At 66.3% G+C, this 23,619-nt stretch carries 18 protein-coding genes; 2 read left to right on the top strand and 16 right to left on the bottom strand.

Features of this window, described 5'->3' with window-relative positions:
* The first annotated feature begins 78 nt into the window (after positions 1–78).
* On the top strand, positions 79–1,560 hold the full coding sequence (locus MPZ60_RS00935) for a PLP-dependent aminotransferase family protein (RefSeq protein WP_034351403.1): 1,482 nt from the start codon (positions 79–81) through the stop codon (positions 1,558–1,560).
* A 35-nt stretch (positions 1,561–1,595) separates the two neighbouring features.
* Here MPZ60_RS00935 and bioF read toward each other — a convergent pair whose 3' ends face one another.
* The 11 genes from bioF to MPZ60_RS00880 form a co-directional block, all read right to left on the bottom strand.
* A complete protein-coding gene (gene bioF, locus MPZ60_RS00930; RefSeq protein ID WP_080745908.1) occupies positions 1,596–2,792 on the bottom strand; it encodes an 8-amino-7-oxononanoate synthase in 1,197 nt (398 codons plus the stop codon).
* Positions 2,789–3,472, bottom strand: coding sequence for a dethiobiotin synthase (bioD, locus tag MPZ60_RS00925; RefSeq protein WP_034351399.1), 684 nt, complete (start codon positions 3,470–3,472; stop codon positions 2,789–2,791). Before bioD ends, bioF begins: the two co-directional genes overlap by 4 nt.
* Positions 3,469–4,812 carry an adenosylmethionine--8-amino-7-oxononanoate transaminase gene (bioA, locus tag MPZ60_RS00920; RefSeq protein ID WP_034351591.1) on the bottom strand — a complete coding sequence of 448 codons (1,344 nt, stop codon included), beginning with the start codon at positions 4,810–4,812 and terminating at the stop codon, positions 3,469–3,471. The genes bioD and bioA overlap by 4 nt, the downstream gene beginning before the upstream one ends.
* A 131-nt stretch (positions 4,813–4,943) precedes the next feature.
* The gene (gene bioB, locus MPZ60_RS00915) at positions 4,944–5,936 is read right to left on the bottom strand and encodes a biotin synthase BioB (RefSeq protein ID WP_052057553.1); all 993 of its coding nucleotides are present in this window, start codon (positions 5,934–5,936) and stop codon (positions 4,944–4,946) included.
* 545 nt (positions 5,937–6,481) lie between these two features.
* Entirely contained in the window at positions 6,482–7,477 is a 996-nt protein-coding gene (locus tag MPZ60_RS00910) for a porin (protein WP_034382781.1), read from the bottom strand.
* Between the two features lie 257 nt (positions 7,478–7,734).
* Positions 7,735–8,880, bottom strand: coding sequence for a Fe-S oxidoreductase (locus MPZ60_RS00905; RefSeq protein ID WP_242881947.1), 1,146 nt, complete (start codon positions 8,878–8,880; stop codon positions 7,735–7,737).
* A gap of 188 nt (positions 8,881–9,068) precedes the next feature.
* A complete protein-coding gene (locus MPZ60_RS00900) occupies positions 9,069–10,145 on the bottom strand; it encodes a homocysteine S-methyltransferase family protein (RefSeq protein WP_003070538.1) in 1,077 nt (358 codons plus the stop codon).
* Positions 10,146–10,211: 66 nt separating this feature from the next.
* Positions 10,212–10,886, bottom strand: a complete 675-nt coding sequence (gene alkB, locus MPZ60_RS00895; protein WP_034351391.1) for a DNA oxidative demethylase AlkB — start codon at positions 10,884–10,886, stop codon at positions 10,212–10,214.
* Positions 10,883–12,355 carry an efflux transporter outer membrane subunit gene (locus MPZ60_RS00890; protein ID WP_034351389.1) on the bottom strand — a complete coding sequence of 491 codons (1,473 nt, stop codon included), beginning with the start codon at positions 12,353–12,355 and terminating at the stop codon, positions 10,883–10,885. The genes alkB and MPZ60_RS00890 overlap by 4 nt, the downstream gene beginning before the upstream one ends.
* The gene (locus tag MPZ60_RS00885) at positions 12,348–15,542 is read right to left on the bottom strand and encodes an efflux RND transporter permease subunit (protein WP_034351386.1); all 3,195 of its coding nucleotides are present in this window, start codon (positions 15,540–15,542) and stop codon (positions 12,348–12,350) included. Before MPZ60_RS00885 ends, MPZ60_RS00890 begins: the two co-directional genes overlap by 8 nt.
* A gap of 12 nt (positions 15,543–15,554) precedes the next feature.
* On the bottom strand, positions 15,555–16,745 hold the full coding sequence (locus MPZ60_RS00880) for an efflux RND transporter periplasmic adaptor subunit (RefSeq protein WP_034351384.1): 1,191 nt from the start codon (positions 16,743–16,745) through the stop codon (positions 15,555–15,557).
* A gap of 341 nt (positions 16,746–17,086) precedes the next feature.
* Between MPZ60_RS00880 and soxR the strand changes: the two genes are divergently transcribed.
* On the top strand, positions 17,087–17,557 hold the full coding sequence (gene soxR, locus MPZ60_RS00875) for a redox-sensitive transcriptional activator SoxR (RefSeq protein WP_034351383.1): 471 nt from the start codon (positions 17,087–17,089) through the stop codon (positions 17,555–17,557).
* Positions 17,558–17,570: 13 nt separating this feature from the next.
* On the opposite strand, the gene hutG is transcribed toward soxR, so the two are convergent.
* The 5 genes from hutG to MPZ60_RS00850 are packed head-to-tail and all read right to left on the bottom strand — an operon-like array spanning position 17,571 to position 23,612.
* Entirely contained in the window at positions 17,571–18,386 is an 816-nt protein-coding gene (gene hutG / locus MPZ60_RS00870) for an N-formylglutamate deformylase (protein ID WP_034351381.1), read from the bottom strand.
* 41 nt (positions 18,387–18,427) lie between these two features.
* Positions 18,428–19,855: a formimidoylglutamate deiminase gene (locus MPZ60_RS00865; RefSeq protein ID WP_034351378.1), complete on the bottom strand. Its 1,428-nt coding sequence runs from the start codon at positions 19,853–19,855 to the stop codon at positions 18,428–18,430.
* On the bottom strand, positions 19,852–21,081 hold the full coding sequence (locus tag MPZ60_RS00860) for an MFS transporter (protein WP_034351377.1): 1,230 nt from the start codon (positions 21,079–21,081) through the stop codon (positions 19,852–19,854). The genes MPZ60_RS00865 and MPZ60_RS00860 overlap by 4 nt, the downstream gene beginning before the upstream one ends.
* Positions 21,082–21,084: 3 nt before the next feature.
* Positions 21,085–22,227 carry a histidinol-phosphate transaminase gene (locus MPZ60_RS00855; protein ID WP_034351375.1) on the bottom strand — a complete coding sequence of 381 codons (1,143 nt, stop codon included), beginning with the start codon at positions 22,225–22,227 and terminating at the stop codon, positions 21,085–21,087.
* Positions 22,224–23,612, bottom strand: coding sequence for an FAD-binding oxidoreductase (locus MPZ60_RS00850; RefSeq protein WP_034351373.1), 1,389 nt, complete (start codon positions 23,610–23,612; stop codon positions 22,224–22,226). The genes MPZ60_RS00855 and MPZ60_RS00850 overlap by 4 nt, the downstream gene beginning before the upstream one ends.
* Positions 23,613–23,619 lie beyond the last annotated feature (7 nt).

The raw sequence follows: 23,619 nt of genomic DNA, 5'->3' as shown, positions 1-23,619 counted from the left end.
GACCCCATGGGGCAACAGATTTATAGAATCGAAATGGCCTGATACCCCCAGCCACTTTTTTGTAGGAATACAGACCATTTGTTCAAGCACGCCCAACTCGAATCCGTCAAAGCCTGGATCGGAGACCCCGCTCATGGCGCCTTGCCGCTGCATGCCCGCATCCAGCGGGCCATACGGCACCTGATCCTCGATGGCGCGCTGGACGTGGGCCGGCGCCTGCCGGCATCGCGAGCCCTGGCCCAATCCTTGGGTGTCTCGCGCGATACGGTGGAGGCCGCCTATGGCCAGCTGCATGCCGAAGGCTTTATCGAACGACGCACGGGCAGCGGCAGCTTTGTGTCCGAGCAGGTGCAACGCCTTCCGGGACGCGGCCTGATGCAAAGTCCTTTGGCGCGCGTTCCCGCCCTGCGTTTGAGCCAACGCGGCGCAGCCATGTTCGCGGGCGGTGGCCTGCGTGACTTCCTCGCGCCACGCGCTTTTGCGCCCGGTGTGCCCGAGACACGCAACTTCCCGCTTCAGACCTGGGAGCGCTTGCAGCGGCAGGTGCTCAAGGAGCACGGCACCCGGGCTCTGCTGCACAGTCCGCCACAGGGCACCAAGGCTTTGCGCCAGGCCATTGCCGCCTATGTGAACCTGGAGCGCGGCGCGCGTGCCACGCCCGAGCGCGTGCTGGTGCTGACCAGTTCGCAACAGGCTCTGACCCTGTGCGCCAATGTACTGCTCGATGCCGGTGATCGCATCTTCATCGAAGACCCTGTGTATCACGGCGCACGCAAAGCCTTCGATGCGGCCGGGCTGGAATGTGTGCCCGTGCCGCTGGACGGCGACGGCATGCGGGTGGACTTACTGCAGACCCTACCCGCTGCCAGGGCGGTGTTTCTGACACCCTCCCACCAGTTCCCTACGGGCACCACTCTGGCTCTGGATCGCCGGCTGGCCGCCATAGCCTGGGCGCAGCAGGAGCAGGCCTGGATCATCGAAGATGACTACGACAGCGAATTTCACTACGCCGGCAAGCCCATGGCCTGCGTACAGGGGCTGGATCAGCACGAGCGCACGATCTATGTCGGCACCTTCACCAAGTCGATGTTCCCTGGGCTACGCATAGGCTATATGGTGTTGCCGGCTTCGCTGGTCGCCCCCATGACGGTGGCGCGAACCTTGCTGGATGGACACAGCGCAGCGATTGCGCAATTGACGCTGGCGCGGTTCATCGAAGGCGGGCACCTGGGTGCGCATGTGCGTACCATGCGCGCCGTCTATGCCGAGCGACGCGATGTGCTGGCGCGGCTGGTGCGCGAGCATCTGGGCGACTTCCTAGAGCCACGGGTGCCGGCGGGAGGCATGCAGATGCCTTGCACCCTGTTGCACGGCATTGCTGAACGCGCCGCCGTGGATAGCGCGCGCAGGGCGGGCATAGACCTGCTCGGCTTGACGCAGCTGCATGCATCAAGCCCGCAACAGGCGGGTTTTCTCATGGGATTTGCCGCTCACACACCGCATGAGCTGGAAGTCGCCGCGAGGAAGTTGGCGCAGGTACTGCAGGCGCTACGCCACTGACAGCGACCGGCGCGCCAGCGCAAAACGGCCAGGCCTCAGCCGGCAAGCTCCTGCAGCGCCGCCAGCAATTGCTTCACATCGGCCTCGGTATGCAGCGCCGACAAGGCAATACGCAGCCGCGCCGTGCCCACGGGCACGGTGGGAGGGCGAATCGCCGGCACCCACAGGCCATGGCGGCGCAACCCCTCCATAAGGCCGAGCGCAGCGTCATTTCCGCCCACCACCAGTGCCTGCACGGCCGTGTCCGATGGCAAAAGCCGCCAGCCCTTGCCCTGCAACAAGGGCTGCAGCCCCGCACGCAGCTGGGCAATCCGAGCCTGCAGCTGCTCGCGCAAAGCGCTCTGCTCCTCAATCAGCTGCAGACTGGTTTGCAATGCGCGCGCCAACATCGCAGGGGCGGCGGTCGCAAAGGTATAGCTACGCGTTTTCTGCAGCAGCCATTCGATCAGCAGCGCATGTCCTGCAACAAAGGCCCCCGACACGCCAGCCGCCTTGCTCAGCGTGGCCATGTAAAGCACACGCGGCGAGGCCTTGACCCCTGTCAGCCCCGCAGCCGCCAGGCTGCCACGGCCTTGCGGGCCGAGCACGCCGAAGCCGTGGGCATCGTCCAGCAGCAGCAACGCGTCGTAGCGCTCGCACAGTGCCAGCAGCCCCTCGATATCTGCCACATTGCCATCCATGCTGAAGACGGCATCGCTCACCACCAGCTTGCGCTGCACCGGGCAAGCAGCCAGCAACTGCTCCAAGGCAGCCAGATCGCCATGCTCGAAACGGTGGATCTGGGCACGCGACAGGCGACAGCCGTCGATCAGGCTGGCGTGGTTCAGAGCGTCAGAGAAAATGGCGTCGCCCGCCCCCACCAGCGCCGGGATGATGCTGGCGTTGGTGGCAAACCCGGCATAGAAGTAAAGCGCACGGGGCAGTTGCACAAAGCGGGCCAGTTCTTCCTCCAGCGCGGCATTGGCCGTGCTATGGCCGTTGACCATTGGAGAGCCGCCCGAGCCCACACCGAAATCCTGCGCACCAGCGCAGGCCGCCTCAATCATGGCCGGGTGCTGTGCCAGCCCCAGATAGTCGTTGCTGCAGAACTGCAGCATGGGCTGCCCGTCGACCAGAATGCGCGCGCCTTGCAGGGGCGCCACGGTACGGCGGGTACGGCGCAGCGCGGCGGCGTCCAGGGCTGCCAGCTGCTGTGGAATATCCTGCAGCCAGAAATTGGAAGATGCGGTCATTGCCATTCCTTGGGCAAGGAGAAATTGGTCAGGCGAGGATCGGGAGTGGCCTGCCACGGAATATCGGCCAGCAGCGGAGCGCCAAGCCGTCCCAGCTGGTTGCGCAGCCAGTCCATGTTTTCCTCGGGCACCAGCATCTGCGGCTCCACACGGCTTGCCACCCAGCCCGCCAGCGGCAAGCCGGCGGCGCGAATCGCCTCTGCGGTCAGCACCGCATGGTTCAGACAACCGAGCTTCAGCCCCACCACCAGCACCACCGGCAGTTGCAGCGCCACGGCCAGATCGGCAATGCACAGAGTCTCGGACAGCGGCACGCGCCAGCCACCCGCGCCCTCGACCACCACGGCGTCGGCCTGTGCGGCCAGTTGTCGGTAGGCGTCGAGAATCGGCGCCAGCGTCACCTCCACGCCCGCGCGCCGGGCTGCAATATGCGGCGACATGGGGTCGGGCAGCAGCACGGGGTTGTCCAGCGCTGCCGGCACGGCCAGCGTGGAGGCCGCGCGCAAGGCCACCGTGTCTTCGTTGACCCAGCCGCCCTGCCCGTCGGGCTCGGCGCCTGCGGCCACGGCCTTCATGCCCACCACGCGCGAATGGTGGCCTGCCAGTGCGTGCAGCAGCGCGCAGCTGGCCAGGGTCTTGCCCACACCGGTATCGGTGCCCGTGACGAAACAGCCGATCATGCTTTTCCCTTCTTCGCGGCGAGCTCCGCTTCCTGCTGCAAGGTGGTATTCAACGCGGCCAGCGCGGCCTGACCCAGGTGGGCGATATCGGTATCGTTCAGCACATAGGGCGGCATGCAGTACAGCGTGCGTCCTATGGGGCGCAGCAGCAGACCGAGATCCAGAGCCGCCTCGTGGTAGCGCTGTGCAAAGTCCGGCAAGGCAGTATCGATGTCCCAGGCCCAGATCATTCCCTGCTGGCGCGCGTTGCTGACGCGGGGGTGAGCATTCAGCCCGGCGAATGCAGCACTGATTTTCCGGGCCAGCTGCCGATTGGCAGCCAGCTGGTCCAGTTGCTCGAACAGCTCCAACGTGGCCACGGCAGCGCGACAGGCCAGGGGGTTGCCGGTATAGGAATGCGAATGCAGAAAGCCGCGAGCGGCATCGTCGTCATAAAAAGCGGCATAGACCGCGTCGGTGGTCAGCACGGCAGACAAGGGCAGCGTGCCGCCGGTCAGCCCTTTGGACAGGCAGATGAAGTCCGGCCTGATACCGGCCTGCTGGTGGGCAAACAGGCTGCCGGTGCGGCCAAATCCCACGGCGATCTCGTCCACCACCAGATGCACTGAATAGCGGTCGCACAGCGCACGGGCCAGACGCAGGTATTCGGCGTCATGCATGGCCATGCCGGCGGCGCACTGCACCAGCGGCTCCAGAATCAGGGCAGCAGTCTCCTGGTGATGCGCCTGCAACCAGGACTCCAGACCCTCTGCTGCGCGGCGTGCCACATCGGCAGCGGTTTCGCCGGGCCTGGCCTGGCGTGCATCGGGACTGGGCACTGTGGCCGACAGACGCAGCAGGGGGCCATAGGCATCGCGAAACAGCGCAATATCGGTGACCGACAGCGCGCCTACCGTCTCGCCGTGGTAGCCGCCGGCCAGGCCCACGAAGCGGTGCTTGGCAGGATGCCCCTGGTTGCGCCAGTAATGAGCGCTCATCTTCAGTGCGATCTCGGTGGCCGAAGCACCGTCACTGCCGTAGAACGCATGGCCCAGGCCGGTCAGGCCGGCCAGGCGCTCGGACAGCTCGACCACGGGGGCATGGGTGAAGCCGGCCAGCATCACATGATCGAGCTTGCACATCTGCTCGGTCAGCGCCGCCCGGATATGCGGATGCGAGTGACCGAACAGATTGACCCACCAGGAACTGATGCCGTCCAGATAACGGCGGCCCTCGGTGTCCACCAGCCAGGGCCCGGTGGCGTGGTCAATGGCAATCGGCGGCGCGGCTTCGTGCCGCTTCATCTGGGTGCAGGGGTGCCAGACATGGCGCACGCTGCGGCTGGCAAGACTGTGTTCCATCAAAAACTCCTGAGGCGAATCACCCGCCTTGTCAAAACGCAGGCGCAGCGCGGCCTGGCCCGCACCAGAGGCAGGGCCATGCAATTTGCAATGAGAAAGCCCCGGCGCGATGGCCGGGGAAGATTCAGGGATCAGCTTGCAGCCGATGCCCCCAGCCCCTTGAGGCCCAGCTTGCGCATCAAGGTGGTATCGGCCTCCACATCTGGATTGCCGGTCACCAGCAGCTTGTCGCCGTAGAAGATGGAATTGGCTCCCGCCATGAAGCACAGGGTCTGCACGGCCTCGCCCAGTTGCTGGCGGCCCGCCGACAGGCGCACGCGGGCCTTGGGCATGGTGATGCGCGCCACGGCGATCACACGGACAAAGTCCAGCGGATCCACCGGCTCGCTGTCGGCCAGCGGCGTGCCGGGCACGGGCACCAGGCTGTTGATGGGCACGGACTCGGGGTAGGGCTCCATGTTCGCGAGCTGGGCAATCAGGCCGGCACGGTGGACCTCGGTCTCGCCCATGCCGATGATGCCGCCGCAGCAGACGCTGATGCCCGCATCACGCACGGCAGCCAGCGTGTCCAGCCTATCCTGGTACTGGCGCGTGCTGACCACATCCTTGTAGTACTCGGGCGCGGTGTCGAGGTTGTGGTTGTAGTAGTCGAGACCCGCATCGCGCAGCGATGCTGCCTGGTGGGGCTGCAGCATGCCCAGCGTGGCGCAGGTCTGCATGCCCAGTCCCTTCACGGCACCGATCAGCTCGTTCATCTTCTCGATGTCGCGGTCCTTGGGCGCGCGCCAGGCAGCGCCCATGCAAAAGCGGGTGGCTCCGGCATCCTGGGCCGCCTTGGCGGCGCGGGTGACCTCCTCCACGCTCATCAGCTTCTCGGCCTTCACGCCCGTATCGAACTCGGCCGACTGCGGGCAATAGCCGCAGTTCTCGGGGCAGCCGCCGGTCTTGACAGACAACAGGGTCGCCAGCTCGATCTCGCCTGCAGGCCAGTTCTCACGGTGCACGCTCTGAGCACGGTGCAACAAGTCCAGAAAAGGCAGGTCCAGCAAGGACTGCACTGCCTCCACGGGCCAGCGCTGCGCTTCGGGAGCCGCGGCGGGCTTGGCCGGCGCATGCCAGTGCATGGTCTGGCTGCCGCAGGCAGCGGCTTGCTGCGCGTCGGCGGCGCGCACTGGGTTGTCTTGCTCGGGCACGGAATAGGACATCGCGGTCTCTCCTCAATCGGGGGAATGCCGCGCATTTTGGGCAAAAAAATCAAGGATTTACAGAGCCCGCATGCAAATAGTTGCTCACCAAAGAGTTGCAACAAGAAGCGCTATTTTTGAGCGCTATTTCAATGCATTTGACAGATTTTCAGCACTCATTAGAAACAGCCAGCCATAACTTCTGCCAAATTGAGCTCTTGTGCACTCAATTAAGTGGAATACACCAGATTCAGACCTTGGAGTTCAACGAGGAAGAGCGTAGATATCGGCAAAAAACACGGGTTTTGGTGATTTTTACCCGGACAAGGCCTGGATCAGGGCCAGAAACGGTGCTGTACCGCCCGTGCAAAGGCGGACAAACACCCCAAACTGGCGGATTTAATTCCCTCAACTCTTGTTGGACATTCGCACCGGGCGCAAAAAAGCCGCAGCAAGGCTGCGGCTGTGGGGCTGGAGGCCTGGGCTCAGAAGGCGTGAGCCATGCCCACGCCGAACGAAGTTCCCGAGTCCGCGCCGTACTCGTAGCTCTTGCGCCCCAGGCTGGCATAGAGCGTGGTGCGCTTGGACAGCGCGTAGTCGGCGCCCAGAGAGTAGAAATGATTGGTCTGCTCCTGCATGCGCTGGCGTCCATAACCGGCCTTCAGCGTGGTCTGTCCCATCTGATAGGTAGCGCCCAACGTCACGGCCTTGGCCGAGAGTGCCGTCTGTGCCACGCGCGAATAGTCCCAGGCGGCCATCACGGCGGCTGCGCCAAAGCGGTATTTGCCAGCCACGAAAGTGTCCTTGTCACCGCTGCCGTTGCGCTCGAAGGCCAGCATCCCGCTCAGGCTTTCCGAGTCGTAGTTGAGAGAGGCCGAATAACCGCGCCCTTCGCGGCGCAAGGTCAGCGGTACCTCGGTGCGCTCCGGCGAGGCACTCAGATGCAGGGTGAAGCCGGCCACCGTGGGCGAGTCGTAGAAGATGCCATTGGCCATGCGCCCATACTCGGCGGTGCCGTTGTTGCTGTAGCGGTCGGTAGGCGTGAGGTAGTGCCACTGATACCAGGCGGGCGAGGAAATGCGGTTGAAATTGGCCCAGGGGTCGAACTTCCAGTCCTGCGACCACATGGCCGACAGGGCGCGGCCCAGGCGCAAGTGGCCAAAGCCGCCCTGCAAGCCCACCGTGGACTCGTCGTGCCAGAACGGCTTGCGGCCCTGATCCTCCAGACGCCCGGTATCGATATCGAAACGTGCGCTCAGACGGAAGGTGGCCTTGAGGCCACCGCCCAGGTCCTCCCAGCCGGCAATCGCAAGATTGCTGCGCTGAATCGTGCCGGCCTGCGCCGTGCCATCAAAGCCGCGATAAATGCCGCCGTCGATCAGACCGCCAATGCTGACGCTGGACGACTGGGCCGCCGCAGGCAGCACGGCAGACAAAAGAGTGAAACATGTGGAACAAGCAATGCCAGTACGCAAGCGCATGCCGGTGGTTCTCCTTGAATTGTGAAGTCACTGCCCCGCAGCCAGCTCTTGGCACAGCAGAAGACAGAGAAGGTCGAAGACCTGTGAGATGAGGTGATGACAGGCAGTCAGGCCCTGCCTGATGCACTGAAGACAGCCGGAACATGGCTGGCAGCCTGGCTGCCAATTCCGACCCGAGAAGCCTGCTCAAAAAGCAGGCAACGGGAAGCATTATGAAAGTGCGGCACGCGCAGAGTCCAGCCCTGCGTCAGCTTGGTTCAGCCGCTGCGCGCCACGCCGGAGGCGGCCCAGATGCGATTCATCTCGCTGCAGAACGGCTGGGCGCAGGGTGCCAGGCCCTGGTACTGGCAGCCTTCGGTCATGCACAGATGCGAACGGTGCTCGCCGCTGCGGCGCGGCACAGGCAGGGCATTGGCAGCCTGGGCCGCGGCCATCATCAGCCAGGGATCGGACTTGTTCTGCAGCAGTTGCTGCACTTCCTGCGCCAGCGCCGGTGCGGGCATGGCCAGAGGCAGACCGGCCATCTGTACCGGCGTCGCCTGAGCGGAACTCGCCGTGACGGGCTGCAGCTCCAGCCACAGCAATGCGCTGGTAGCAAGTGTGCTGGTCGCCACCGACGACTGCGGTTGCACCACCAGAGCCAGAGGACCGCTGCTCAAGACACCCGGATCCGCCATGGGCAGGCGCAGGGCCGTCCCCGGCCCCTGGGCTGCCGGGATGCTTGGCGCGCCAACAGCCTGCGCCCAGGCGGCGGGCACCTGCAATGTCAGGGAAAAGCTGCGCTCGCCTTGCGGCGTGACCAGCGTGCCTTGCTGCACCAGCCAGTTCTGCAGCTGGGGCAGACGCGGTGCGGCAGCGCCGCCAGCAGCGGTTGCAGCCATGCCCTGCTGTGCCTGCTCCAGCGCCACGGCCGCCGTGGGCGACAGGGCCGCAGCCGTCTGCAAAGCCGAGCTGGGCGGCTGCGCGCCAGACACCGCAGCCTGCGCCAAGGCCTGCATCAGCGCAACCGATCCCTGCTGGCCGGCCAGCAGTTGCAAGGGCTGGGCCTGTCCCTGCAGGCTGACCTGAACCTGCGCGAGCAGGCTTTGCACAAACTGCTGCACGGCCGCTGGCAGGCCCTGACTGGGCCAGCTCGCCGCAGGCGCACCGGGCTGGGCCTGCACCTGCAGTGCCAGCTGCGCAATCAGATGCTCAAAAGCCTGGAGCTTGAGGTTCTGCAAGGTTTGCGGCGACCACTGCACCATGCTGGTCGCCGGGGGCGCAGCTTGAGCAGCAGGCGGTTGCTGCGCTGCGGGAAGCTCCGAGACAGCGGCTGCAGCCACATTGCCGGCCTGCGCAGCCGCCTGGCCCGTGGGCACGGACACGGGCAGTACGGAGGCAACGGGTTGCAGTGGTGCAGTCATGCGGTCGTCGGTGGCGGGGCAGCAAAGCCGGAATCAGGGCATTGTGCCCGCCCCTGCGGATAAGCATCGGAAAAAGAGCTGCCAATGCTTGTGGCTCAAGCACCAGGGCTGCCCGGATCGTGCCGGGGCCGCATGGTTCACACCGGCGATCCGAAGCGCGGGTCAGGGGCGAACCATTCCAGGCGGAATCAGGCCTCGGCCGGGTAGAACAGCTTGCGCGTGGCCGTGGCCTGCACAGCCTTGGCAATGGCTCCGATATGGTCGGGCGTGGTGCCGCAGCAGCCGCCCACGATATTGACCAGACCTTCGGCCGCGAACTCGTGCACCAGACGGCTGGTGATCTCGGGCGTTTCGTCAAAACCGGTGTCGCTCATGGGGTTGGGCAGGCCGGCATTAGGGTAGCAGCTGATGAAGGTGTCGGGAGCCGCCTTGGCCAGCTCCTGCACATAGGGACGCATCAGCGTGGCACCCAGGGCGCAGTTCAGGCCCACAGACAGCGGGTTGCTGTGGCGCACGCTGTGCCAAAAGGCCGTCACGGTCTGTCCGCTCAGAATCCGGCCCGAGGCATCGGTGACCGTGCCGCTGATCATGATGGGCAGGCGTTCACCGGTCTGCTCGAAGGCCTCGTCCACGGCAAACAGCGCGGCCTTGGCGTTGAGGGTGTCGAAGATGGTCTCGACCAGGATCACGTCGGCACCGCCTTCAATCAGCGCCAGCGTCTGCTCCAGATAGGCCTGGCGCAGCTGCTCGAAAGTGATGTTGCGCGCGGCAGGGTCGTTCACATCAGGACTGATGGAGGCCGTCTTGGGCGTGGGGCCCAGGGCGCCGGCCACATAACGCTTGTGATCGGGCGTGCTGTACTTGTCACAGGCCGCACGCGCCAGCTGGGCGCTCTTGAGGTTCATCTCATAGGCCAGATCGGCCATGTGATAGTCCTCCTGCGCAATCGTGGTCGCGCCAAAGGTATTGGTCTCGATCAGATCGGCGCCGGCAGCCAGGTATTTCTCATGGATGTCGCGAATCACGTCGGGACGGGTCAGCGACAGCAGTTCGTTGTTGCCCTTGACGTCATGGGCGAAGTCCTTGAAGCGCTCGCCCGCACCGTCGGCACCGGCATAGCCCTCGCCGCGATACTGAGCCTCGCCCAGCTTGAAACGCTGAATCATGGTGCCCATGGCGCCGTCAAGAATGACGAGGCGCTTGGCAAGCGTTGCGGGCAGCTCCTGGGCTCGAGTGTAGGCGGGGGTGGGGTGCGACTGGCTCATAGACCGCCATTGTAGGAAAGCTAGCCGACTTTGCCGGGCAGCCGGGCATTGCCCTGTCGCCAGCGCCTATTCCGATGGCTGGCCTGCCGGGTAGCGAGCCTTGGCCATGCGGAACGTCAGATTCCAGCGCTCATTGCCAAGCAGCGGGTGCTGGCCCTCCATGAGCGGAGCGACGCCATGAAACACCAGGCGCGAGGGCCCGCCCCAGACCAGCACATCGCCATGGGTGAGCGCAAGGCGCCGGGTGGGACTCTGGCGCGTCAGCCCGCCCCAGAGAAAACGACAGGGCAAGCCCAGCGAGACCGAGACTATGGGCGCAGCAAAGTCATGCTCGTCCTGGTCGCGGTGCAAGCCCATGCGCGCGCCCGGCTGATAGCGGTTGATCAGGCAGGCATCGGGTGCAAAGCCCGGATAGCCGGCCAGCGCCGCAGCCCTGGCGGCCTGCTCGCCCAGAAAAGCCGGGATGGCAGGCCAGGGCTTGCCGGTCTGCGGATCGACGGCACTGTAACGATAGCCCTGCAGATCCGAAATCCAGCCCCAGCCGCCAGCGTTGGTGATCGCCACCGACATGAACTTGCCGCCGGGCACCTGCATGGTGCGAAATGCGGCCCGCGTCTGCAAAGCCGTCACCTCGGCCACCCAGCGCTGCTCCTCGGCTGCCGCAAACCCGCGCAGCAGCACGGCACCGTCATCAATGATTTCGGCGGGCAGGGAGTCGGCAGGAAACAGCGAAAGCGTCATTGCAACGCCATCATAGGCCTGGCCGGCGACTGGCCCTCCCAGCCGCCAGCCAGCGCCTGGTACAGCGCCACGGCGGCACGCAGGCCGCGCGCGCGGCTGTCGGCCGCCGCGTCCTGGGCCGCATAGAGGTCGCGCTGCGCGTCCAGCACCTCGTACAGGCCCACGCTGCCCAGGCGGTAGCGGCGCTGCGCGAGCTGCTCGGCCCGTGCACGCTGCTCGGCGGCCTGGGCCAGATGGGCGTCCTCGCTGCGGGTGCGCGTGAGAAGCACCAGGGCGTTCTCGGTGTCCTCCAGCGCCAGCAGCACGCTTTGCTGGTACTGAGCCAGCGCGACCTGGGCGCCCGCTTCGCTGGCAGCGATGCGCGCGCGTACGCGGCCCACGTCGAGGAAAGACCAGTCCACGCCCAGGAACACGCTGCGGCTGGCGCTGCCGGCCCCGAACAGCGCGCCCGTGCTGAGAGCGGAGCTGCCCAGCAGACCGCCCAGCGACAGGCGCGGGAACAGCTCGGCCGTGGTCACGCCCACCCGCGCCGTGGCCGCATGCAGACGCGCCTCGGCGGCGGCCACATCGGGGCGACGGCGCAACAGGTCGGCGGGCGTGCCGGGAGCGATGGTCTGCGGCAACCGCGGCAACGCGGCCGGCACGTCCAGCGCCGCGATCAGTGCCTCGGGCACCTGGCCGGTGAGCACGGCCAGCCGATGCTGGGCCACGGCGATCCGGGCTTGCAGCGCGGGAATGCGCGAGCGCGTGGTCTCCAGCTGCGCCTGGGCGCGCGCCAGGTCGAAGTCTGTGCCGCTGCCATGCGCCAGCCGCAGCTGCACCAGGCGCAGCGTATCTTGCTGATTGACGGCATTGGCCTCGGCCAGCTGCAGGCGCTGCTGCCAGCCGCGCAGGTCGGCGTAGCTGGCCGCGACCTGGGCCGCAATGGCGACCTGCAGCGCAGCCAGATCAGCGGCACTGGCCCGCAGATCGGCTCTGCCTGCCTCGATGTTGCGACGCACGCGACCAAACAGATCCAGCTCCCAGCTCGCATTGATTCCGGCGCTGTAGCTGCGCTGGCTGCGCGGCCCGCCCATGGCTTGGCTTTCGCTGCGTCTTTGCTGCAGCGCCTGGCCCGACAGGGTAAGCGTCGGGAGCTGATCAAGACGGCTCTCGCGCAGCAGGGCCTGGGCCGCATCGAGCCGCGCCAGCGCAGCGCGCAGATCCTGGTTGGCCCGCAGGGCCTGCTCGACCAGTTGCGTGAGTTGCGCATCCTGGAACTGGCGCCAGAACGCGGCGTCGGAGCCGGTCTCTGGCGATGCCTGTTGCGGGACTGCGGACGGCTCGGCCCGCGCGAACTGCGCGCCGGCCTGGGGCAGCTCGGGCGTGCGGAAATCGGGGCCGACGGCGCAGCCTGCCAGCAAGGCCGAAAGGCCCGCCACGGCATATGCCAGAGCATGCCGGCGCAAGGGTTTGCGGATCTCAGACATGGCTGCCCTCCAGGGATGTGGGTGAAACAGGTGAAGCAGGATGGGCAGGCGTGCGGGTCGCCAGCGACCGGCCCGACAGGCGGCGCAGCGTGACGTAGAACACCGGCGTGAGGAAGAGGCCGAACAGCGTCACGCCCAGCATTCCCGAGAGCACCGTCACGCCCGTGGCCGCGCGCACCTCGCTGCCCGCGCCGCCGCCGATCAGCAATGGCACGGCGCCCGCGATGAAGGCGATGGAGGTCATGACGATGGGACGCAGCCGCAGACGGCAGGCCTGCAGCGCGGCATCGACGATGGGCGAGCCGCGCATCTCCAGCTCGCGTGCGAACTCCACGATCAGGATCGCGTTCTTGCAGGCCAGGCCCATGAGCACCACCAGGCCCACCTGCACGAAGACGTTGTTGTCGCCCCCGGCCAGCCAGACGCCGAACAGGGCCGCGCAGATGCACACGGGCACGATCAGGATCACGGCCAGCGGCAGGGTCCAGCTTTCGTACAGCGCGGCCAGCACCAGAAAGACCAGCATCACGGCGATCACGAAGACCACGGCTGCGGCATGGCTCTGCTCGACCTGCTGGTAGCTCAGGTCCGTCCAGGCCAGCTCGATGCCGCGCGGCAGCGTGCGCTGCGCAATCTCCTGCAGCTTGGTCAGCACCTCGGCCGAGGACAGCAGGCGCGGATCGGAGTCGCCGATCAGGTCGGCGGCCGGAAAGCCGTTGTAGCGCAACACCGGATCGGGCCCGTAGCTGGGCACCACCGTGACCATGGAGCCTATGGGCACCATCTCGCCGCGCGTGTTGCGCGTGCGCAGCTGGGCGATGTCCTCCACGGCCTGGCGGTAGTCGGCATCGGCCTGCAGCATCACGCGCCAGACGCGGCCGAAGGCGTTGAAGTCGTTGACGTAGACCGAGCCCAGATAGGCCTGCAGGGTCTGGAACAGATCGGTCAGCGCCACGCCCTGGGCCTTGGCCTTGATGCGGTCCACCTTCACTTCCAGCTGCGGGATGTTGGACTGATAGCTGCTGACCGGGTAGGTCATGCCCGGTGTCTTGGCAATCTCGGCCTGAAAGGCCTCAAGCGCCTGCTGCAGCGCTGCATAGCCCAGGCCTGCACGGTCCTGCAGGAACAGCGAATAACCCGATCCGTTGCCCAGGCCCTGGATGGGCGGCGGCATCAGCGCATAGGCGAAGCCGCCCTCGATCTGCGCGAACTTGGCACCCAGTTCGGCATTGATGGCCTCGGCGCTACGTGTGCGCTCGCCAAAGGGCTTGAGCATGATGTAGGAGCTGGTCAGATTGGGCGTGGTCGTGGACTGCAGCGCATTGAAGCCCGCGAAGGCCGCGACCATGTCCACGCCATCCACGCTCTTGGCCGTCTCCACCATCTGGCGCGTGAGCGCATCGGTGCGGTTCAGCGACGCGCCCTCGGGCAGCTTGGCGCCGGCAAACAGGTAGAGCTTGTCCTGCATGGGGATGAAGCCCCCGGGCACGGCATGGAACAGCACGGCAGTGCCGGCCAGCAGCGCCGCATAGACCGCGAACACCAGGCCGCGTCGACGCAGCGAGCGGCCCACCGAATTCTGGTAGCCATGAGCGCTGCGATCGAAGAAGCGGTTGAAGGGCCGGAAGAGCCAGCCCAGGCCCTTGTCGATGACACGCGCCAGCGCGTCGCGCGGTGCGCCATGCGGCTGCAGCAGCTTGGCCGCCAGTGCCGGCGACAGGGTCAGCGAGTTGATGGCCGAGATCACCGTGGAGATGGCGATTGTCACCGCGAACTGCTGGTAGAACTGGCCCGTGACGCCGCTGAGAAAGGCCATGGGCACGAAGACCGCGCACAGCACCAGGGCGATGGCGATGATGGGCCCGGAGACCTCCTTCATGGCCAAATGGGCAGCCTCCTGCGGGCTGTGCCCCTGCTCGATGTAGCGCTCCACGTTCTCGACCACGACGATGGCGTCGTCCACCACGATGCCGATCGCCAGCACCAGGCCGAACAGCGTCAGCGTGTTGATCGAGTAGCCCAGCAGGTACAGGCCCGCGAAAGTGCCGATGATGGACACAGGCACGGCCAGCAACGGAATGATGGAGGCGCGCCAGGTCTGCAGAAAGACGATGACCACCAGCACCACCAGGATCACGGCCTCGATCAGCGTGCTCTGCACGGCCTTGATCGAGTCGCGCACAAAGACCGTGGGGTCCCAGACGGACTCGAAGGCCACGCCTCCGGGCAGGTCCTTGGAGAGCCGGTCCATGGCCGCGTAGACCTGCTCGGCCACGCCCAGCGCATTCGCGCCCGGTGACAGGAAGATGCCCACGGCAGCCATGTTCTTGGTGTCGCTCCACGAGCGCAGCGTGTAGTCGCTGGCGCCCAGCTCGATGCGCGCCACGTCGGCCAGACGCACGACCTGGCCGCCTTCGCCGCTCTTGAGCACAATGCTGCCGAACTCCTCGGCCGTCTTCAGCCGCCCGCGCACATTGATGGACAGCAGCTTGTCGGACTTCTGCGCACTGGGCTCCGCGCCCAGCTGGCCGGCCGAGACCTGGATGTTCTGCTCGCGGATGGCGGCGATCACCTCGCCGGCCGTGAGCTGGCGTGCCGCCACCTTGTGCGGGTCCAGCCAGACGCGCATCGCATAGTCGCCCGCGCCGTAGATGCCCACGTCGCCCACGCCGGGAATGCGTGCCAGCACATCCTTGATCTTGAGCGTGACATGGTTGCGCAGATACAGCGCATCATGCGCGCCGTCGCGGGACACCAGGCCCACGTACATCAGCGGCGTGGACGCCTGCTTCTGCGTGGTCACGCCGAACTGTCGCACCTCCTCGGGCAACCGGCTCTGGGCCTGGCTGACACGGTTCTGCACGCGAACAGCTGCCGTGTCGGGGTCGATTTCGGGGCGGAAGGTAGCGACCACCTGCAGGCTGCCGTCCGAAGCCGCGACCGACTTCATGTACATCAGGCCTTCGACCCCGTTGATGGCTTCCTCCAGGGGCACTGCCACCGACTCGGCGACCTCCTTGGGATTGGCTCCCGGATAGGTGGCGCGCACGACCACGCTGGGCGGCACGACCTCGGGATATTCGCCCACCGGCAACTGCGGAATGGCCACCAGGCCGACGGCGAACATGATGATGGAGAGCACGACCGCGAAGATGGGCCGGTCTATGAAGAACTTGGAGAAGTCCATGGCACTCCCCCCTTACTGCGCAGCGGCGGGCACAGGCTGCACGGCCGCTGCCGCCACCGGCCTGGGATTGACGGGCATGCCGGGGTAGTAGATGCGCTGCACGCCGCCCACCACCAGCCGATCACCCGCGGCCAGTCCTTTTTCCACCAGGCGCCGGCCATCGACCATGCGACCCAGCGTGAGGTCGCGGCGCTCGGCCACATTGCCTTCGCCCACCACATAGACGTACTTGCGGTCCTGGTCGGTGAGCACGGCCTTGTCGTCGATCAGCAGCGCCTGGGACTCGCCCCCCTGCGGATCCTGGCCGCTTTGCATCTGCACGCGTGCGAACAGGCCTGGCGTCAGCACCCGGTCGGGGTTGGCCAGGCGCGCGCGCAGGCGCATGGTGCCCGTGCCCGGCTGGAGCTGGTTGTCGCTGAAATCCAGCGCGCCCGCATGGGCAAAGCCGCTGTCGCCGACAAGGGCCACGCGCACCGCGCGGCCCCGGCCGCTCAGGCCAGCCTTCTGGTAGCGCAGAAAGCTGTGCTCGTCGGCATCGAAATAGGCATACACCGGGTCCTGCGAGACCAGGGTGGTCAGCACGCTCTGGTCGGCCTGGGCCATATTGCCCACGGTGAGCAGGGCGCGGCTGGCACGGCCCGTGATGGGCGAGCGCACCTCGGTGAAATCTAGCTGCAGCCGTGCGGTGGCCAGCTCGGCCTCTGCCGCGCGCACCTGGGCCGTGGCCTGGGCCAGTGTTGCGGCCCTTGTATCGGCCTCTTCGCGCGAGACCGCATTCTCGGCCACCAGCTGGCGCGCGCGCTGGTCCTGCGTCTGCGCCAGCCCTGCAGCGGCACGTGCGCGTTCGAGCTGGGCCTGGGCGCTGGCCAGGGCCGCGCGATAGGGCCGCTGGTCGATCACGAACAGCAGCTGGCCTTTCTTCACCTCCTGGCCCTCGGCGAAGGCGATGCGCTCGATATAGCCCGACACGCGCGAGCGCAGCTGCACCGACTCCACGGCCTCGATGCGGCCGTTGAACTCGTCCCAGGGACGTATGGCCTGCAAGGCGACCTCGGCCACCTGTACCTCGGGCGCGGGCGGCGGGCCGTTGCTGGCATGGGCATCACCCGCGCCGGGGCGGCCGCAGCCGGAAAGCAGGGCCAGCGCCGCGAAGCCGCCGGCCAGCAGCAAGGGCCGCAGCGGCGGCGTGGAATGGACTGACATATGGACTCTCCCTGAATGAATGCGCCCGCCCTGCTGGCGGCAGCAGGCCTGACGGAACGGCCACCTCTGCCTACAAGACGCAGGAGCAGCCAGGCTTGTGACAAGCATTGGCAGGTGGCTGAGAGAGATTCAATAAAGATAGCTGCTGCCGCAATTCACCAAATGACTTCAGGCACAAAACCATCTGAAGTCGTTTTTCATCAAGCGAATACAGCTACGGATATCAGAAGAACTCCGGCCAGCGCTTGGGCCGTTGATTGCGGCTCCACCGGCTATCGATCACAATGGCGGCATTCTTCAAGTTCAAGTGAACTTTAAGTCAAGCTCCGGAGAAAGACATCATGAAAACTGAGGATGATCCGCTGATGAGCATCAGCGACTTCGCGCAGCGCAGCGGCGTCAACGCATCGGCGCTGCGCTTTTACGAGTCGCTGGGTCTGATCGAATCGGTGCGCAGCGCCGGCGGCAGGCGGCGCTACCACCGCTCGGGCCTGCGGCGCATTGCCTACATCGTGTTTGCGCAGCGCGTGGGCTTCACGCTGGAGGAGATCGCCGCGCAGCTGGCACGGCTGCCGACGCGGCATGTGCCCACGGGCGGCGACTGGCAGAAGATGTCGCGCATCTGGCAGCAGCGGCTGGACGAGCGCATCACCGAGCTGCAGCGCCTGCGCGACAGCCTCAACCAGTGCATAGGCTGCGGCTGTCTGTCGCTCAAGGTCTGCAGCATGTACAACCCCGGCGACCAATGCCAGCGCGGCGGCCCGGGGCCGCGCCGCTGGCTAGGCGACGAGCTGCAGGCCGAGGACCATTAGCCTCGGCCAGGGCTCAGCGGCCGCTGGCCTGGGCGAAGGCCAGCACGGCCTGCAGCAGACGCTGCATGGTGGGCTGGATACGGGCCGCGACCTCGGGCAGATAGTCAAACGGCATCTGCTCCTGCATATAGCTGGACTGTGTCATCTCCAGCTGCACGGCGTGGAAGCCCTGCTCCGGCTGACCATAGTTGCGCGTGATGAAGCCGCCCTTGAAGCGGCCGTTGAGCACGCTGGTGTGGTCCGGCGCCTGCCGTGCAATGTCCAGCAGCTGCTGGGCCAGCGCCGGCGCGCAGCTCTTGCCGTCGGCCGTGCCCAGGTTCAGATCGGGCAGCTTGCCCTCGAAAAAGCGCGGCAGCACCGAGCGGATGCTGTGCGCATCCCACAGCATGGCCACGCCGTGCTGGCTCTTGATGCGATCGAGCTCGGCGCGCAGCTGCGCATGATAGGGCTGCCAGTAGAGTTCGCGGCGGCGCGCGACTTCCGCCTCGTCGGGCTCCTGGTCCTTGCTTGCATACAAGGGCTTGCTGTCGAAGCCGTCAACCGGGCACAGCCCGGTCACGCTCTGGCCTGGATAGAGGCTGGCACCATCGGGCGGACGGTTCAGATCGATGACATAGCGCGAATGCGTGGCGACCAGAATGGATGCGCCCAGCGCCTTGGCGAAGTCGTAGAGCTGCGGCATATGCCAGTCGGTGTCGTGGACTTCGCGCCCTTCGGGCGTGAGCCTGGCCGCAATGTCGGCCGGTACATGGGTGCCGGTATGCGGCATGGAAATCAGCAGCGGTGCCGTACCCTGGTGGAAGACAAAGGGGGCGATGGCTTGGCTCATGGAGCGTCTCTCTTCTGTCAAAAATCTGAATGCAGCCGCCCTCAGGCGCCTTGCAGCAATGCCTTGCGGGCCAGGACAAAGCCCTGTTGCGCAACCTCGTGCAGCGCATGGCGGCCTGCCTGCACGCGCTGCTGGCCGCGAACCCAGACATCGGCTATGGCCGAAGTGCGATGGCTTGCAAACACATGGGCCGCATGACCGCTGTCGGCTGGCAGGCCGTTGAGGGCCACATGCCGGGCATCGAGCACCACGAAGTCGGCCTGCTGGCCCACGGCCAGACCGGCAATGGCGCGGCCGGATGCCTGGGCACCGCCGGCCACCGCCTGCAAAGTCATGGAAGTCGCCACCTGGGGCTGGGCACCGCCGCCGAGCACATTGCGCTGGCGCAGGTTCAGGCGCTGGCTGTATTCGAGCATCAGCAGCTCTTCGGCCGCGTTGACCGTGGCGTGGCTGTCCGAGCCAATGCCCCAGCGGCCGCCATGCCTGAGCCACGCCGGCATATCGAAAATCCCATCACCGAGGTTGGCTTCGGTGGTGGGGCAGATGCCGGCCACGGCAGCGCTGCGAGCCGCGCCCGCATATTCCTCGGGCGTCATATGCGTGGCATGAACCAGGCACCAGCGCGCATCGACGGGCGCATGCTCGAGCAGCCATTGCACGGGGCGCTGACCGCTCCAGGCCAGGCAGTCATCCACCTCCTGGGTCTGCTCGGCGATATGGATGTGCACCGGCGCCTTGGGCAGCATGGCGTGCAGGCCTGCGAGCGCGGCCTTGAGGCTGTCCGGCGGCACGGCGCGCAGCGAATGCGGAGCCAGGCCCAGGGCTGCCTGCTGCGCCCTGGTCACGGGCTCCAGCTGCTGCAGCAAGGAGAGCATGTTGTCCGTGCTGCGAATGAAGCGAGCCTGATCCTCGCGAGGCGGAAGACCCCCGAAGCCGCTGGTCTGATAGAGCACGGGCAGCAAGGTCATGCCTATGCCCGTCTTCTGCGCCGCACGCAGCAGCGCCAGGGACAGGCTGGCATCGTTGGCATAGGGCTTGCCGCCCACATCATGGTGCACATAGTGGAACTCGCAGACCGAGGTGTAACCTGCCTCCAGCATCTCCAGGTACAGCCAGGTCGCAATCGCTTCCAGCGCCTCGGGCGTCATGCGGTTGGCAAAGCCGTACATCAGCTTGCGCCAGCTCCAGAAACTGTCCTGCGCCTGGCCACGGAACTCGGTCAGCCCGCCGAACGCACGCTGGAAGGCATGCGAGTGCAGATTGGGCATGCCGGGGATCAGCGGGCCAGCGGCGCGGATGGCGGTATCGACCTCGCCGGCCTCGCCGCTTTGCGGATCCACATCGGTGAGCACCTCGGCCAGACGCCCGCTCTCATCCCAGCTGAGCAGGACATTGCGCGCCCATCCCGTGGGCAGTAAGGCGTCTTCGGCAAAAAGTGTGCCGCTGGAGGAGGAAGAGTGCATGATCATTTCGAAATGCCTGAAGGAGATGAAACCAAACGCTGGCCACGGGCCGCAAGCGCCAGCGCAGCCACAGCCAGCAAGGCCAGCGCGGCGCTGACCTGGATGGCCTGGGTGTAGCCGCCAGTCTGGTCGAACACCCAGCCGGACGCGCTGGCGCCGACGACTGCCGCCAGCCCCACGCTGATGTAAAGAATGCCCAAAATGGCACCCAGCCGCAAGGTGCCGAACCACTGGGCGGCAAGGACGGGAAACAGGGCGATGCAGCCGCCATGCGCCGCGCCGAACAGCAGGGCAAACACGGCAAGCGCGGCCCAGCCATGTGCCTGCCACCACAGCAGGTGCAGCAGGGCCAGAAAAATGCTCAGACCCATGAGCAGACGCAGAGCTCCCAGCCTGTCGCCGAGACCGCCCAGCAGCGGCCGGCCCAGCACATTGCCAGCGCCTATCAGGGCGATCAGCCACTGGCTTGAAACGGCATCGATATCCAGGCCCTGGGCCATGGGAGCGATATGCACCAGGGCCGCAAACAGGCTCACCGAAGCCAGGAAGATGGCCAGGAAAAACCAGCCGAAGCTGCTGCTGCGCACGGCCTGGGACAGCTCCATGCCCTGCGCTTGAGCTTGCGCCTGGGCAGGGTGAGGATCGCCGTCGCAGCTCAGGCCCAGCTGCGAGGGCTGGCCGACCATGGACAGCGCGGCCGGCAGTCCCAGCAGCAAGATGGCCAGCGCAAACCACTGCATGGTGATCTGCCAGCTCTGCAATTCCAGCAGCCAGCCCGCAAACAGCGGCGCGGCGAAGGTGCCGACGCCGGTGCCGGCCGAGGCCAGGCCGGAGGCACGGCTGCGCAGCCGTATGAACCATCGCTGCACGGCCACCAGGGCCGGTACGTAGATCAGGCCCACGCCAGCGCCCACGAACAGGCCGAAAACCACGAACAGCTGCGCCAGCGAGCGGGTCTGGCTGGCCAGCGCAAAGCCTGTGGCCAGCAGCAAGACCCCCGCACCAGTCACGCGGCGCAGGCCTATGCGGTCGGCCAGGGGGCCGGCAACAGCGCCCACGCAGTAATACAGCAAAGCCGTCACTGCAAACAGCGAGCCCACGGAGAAACGGCCCGCATCGAACTGCGTCTGGATGCTCTTGAAAAAAGCGCCAAAGGAATAAGCTGCACCGAAGGCCAGGGCGAGCAGGCCATGGGCCGCCGCCACAATCGTCCAGCCCCGGAACAGCTTCATGGCTCAGGCCTCGAGCGCGGCCAGCAAGGCCTGCACAAAACGCACGTTGTCGCCTTCGGTGCCTATGGACACGCGCAGGAAATGCTCGAAGCCGGGCTCCTTCCAGGGTTTGACGATCACGCCCTGCCTGAGCAGCGCCTCGGTCACCGGGCCATTGTGACGGCCGAGGTCGAGGAACAGGAAGTTGGCCACCGAAGGCGCAATGCGCAGGCCTTGCAGCGGCCGGCCCGGCCCTGCCAGCGCCAGCAGCCGTCTGCGCAGATCTTCGCGCAGCGCCACCGTGGTCGCCACACCGCTGCGCATGTGCGCGGGATCGTTCCAGGCGGCCAGCGCCGCACGCTGGGCCGCCATGTTCACATTGAAGGGCGAACGCACCTTGTCCATCAGGCTCACCAGCTCGGCGCTGTCGGCCATGCCGTAGCCCACGCGCAGACCGGCCAGGCCCCAGGCCTTGGAGAAGGTGCGCAGCACGATCCAGGGCCCGACACGCGCCTCCAGCATGGCCAGCACATCGGGGTAGTCGTCGTCATGCAGCGCGTATTCGTAATAGGCCTCATCCACCACCAGCACGGTGTTGGCGGGCGTGGCCTCCAGCACCTGCGCAAACTGCGCCGCATCCATCATGCAGCCCACGGGGTTGGACGGGTTGGGCAGGAAGGCTATCTTGGGGGCCTTGGCCACTGCAGCGCACCAGGCGCCCAAATCGAAGCCCAGCTCCTCGTTGAGGTCGAGGAGCTCGACCTCCGCGCCCATCATCTTCGGATAGATTTCGTGCAGGCCGAACACGGGACGCTGGGTCACAACCAGATCGCCGGGGGCGAGAAAGACCTCGCAGAGAATCTTGATCAGGTCTTCCGAGCCGTCGCCGAACACCAGGCGCCCGGCGGGCAGCCCCGTGCGCTCGGCAATGGCTTCGCGCAAGGCCGTGCAGTTGGCATCGGGATAGTTGCCCACATCATTGGCCACATCGGCAATCGCCCGGCGCACCGAGGCGCTGGCACCGAAGGGATTTTCATTGCTGGCCAGTCGCGCAATATCGGTCACGCCATAGCGCGCCCGCACCGCTTCGTTGGACAGGCCGGCGTTGTACGCAGGCAGCGGGCGCACCTGGGCACGGGCCAGCGAGGCCACCAGGGAATTCGTCATAGATCAAACACCTTTCCGGGATTCATCAGGCCCAGTGGATCGAGGGCCAGCTTGATGGCCCGCATCGCCGCCAGCTCCGCAGGCGTTCGGCTGTTGCCCAGATACGGTTTCTTGTGCAGGCCGATGCCGTGCTCTGCGGAGACGCTGCCCTGCATCTCGCCCACGATGCGGTAGAGAAGCTCCTCCACCTGCTCGCATTCGCCGTTGACGGTCTTGCCATCCACCGAGACATGGAGGTTGCCGTCGCCCACATGGCCGAAGTACAGCGCCTGGTGACCAGGCCAGCGCGCGGCAAAGGCCTGCATGCAGGCTTCGGCAAAACGGCCGATGTCGGCCTGGGGCAGGCTCACGTCGAAGTTGATCGCGGGATGCATATTGTTGTTGAGCTCGGCCGGTGCCTCGCGCAGCTTCCACAGCTGCTGCACCTGTGCGACCGACTGGGCCACGATGGCATCGAGCACCTCGCCGGCCTCCATGGCTTCCTCAAGCACCTGCTGCAGATCGCCCTGCAGCTGCGCCTCGTCCTTGCCGTCCACATTGATCAGGGCCAGCAAGGGGTAGCGCTGCTCAAAAGGCGCAGCGAGCTTGAGCCAGGACATGGAGGCCTGCACAAAGCTGTCCCACATCAGCTCATAGGCCGCGACGCTGTTGCCGAAGCGCGATTGCATGCGCTTGAGCACGGCCAGGGCCGAGTCGAAATCGGGCATGGCCACCAGCGTCGTGGCCGTGGCCTGGGGCGCGGGACGCAGGCGCAGCAGCACGCGCGTGATGATGCCCAGCGTGCCTTCGGCACCGATGAAGAACTGCTTGAGGTCGTAGCCCGTGTTGTTCTTGATCATGGGGCGCAGCATGGGCAGCACCGTGCCGTCGGCCAGCACCACTTCCAGGCCCAGCACCTGCTCGCGCATCATGCCGTGCTGCAGCACGCCGTTGCCGCCCGCATTGGTGGAGACATTGCCGCCGATCTGGCAACTGCCGCGAGCACCGAGATCCACGCCGAACACCATGCCGACATCGACGGCAGCTTCCTGCACGGCTTGCAGGGTGACACCGGCCTGCACCTGCATCAGCCCGGTCTTGGCATCGATGTCCTCGATGCGGTTCATGCGATCCAGCGACAGGGCCACGGCCCCCTCCATCGGAACCGCTGCACCGGCCAGCCCGGTCAGACCGCCCTGCGGCACTACCGCAATCCGGTGGGCGCTGCACAGACGCATGACCGCGCTGACTTCCTCCGTGGTCCGTGGGCGCACCAGCGCCAACGGCTGCTGGGGCGGCGTGCCGCTCCAGTCGGTGCGGCTACGCTCGGGCGTGTCCGTGCCGTGCAGCGCCACATCGGCGCCCAGGGTGGAAATCAGTTCATTGAGAAATTGTTCGTGAGACATCAGCAAC

Origin of the sequence: Comamonas sp. 7D-2 (assembly GCF_022749555.1) — a bacterium.
In the GTDB taxonomy this organism is placed as follows: Bacteria; Pseudomonadota; Gammaproteobacteria; order Burkholderiales; family Burkholderiaceae_C; genus Comamonas; species Comamonas thiooxydans.
Note: the sequence above shows the minus strand (reverse complement) of the source record. Positions and strands in the feature narration are given on the sequence as shown.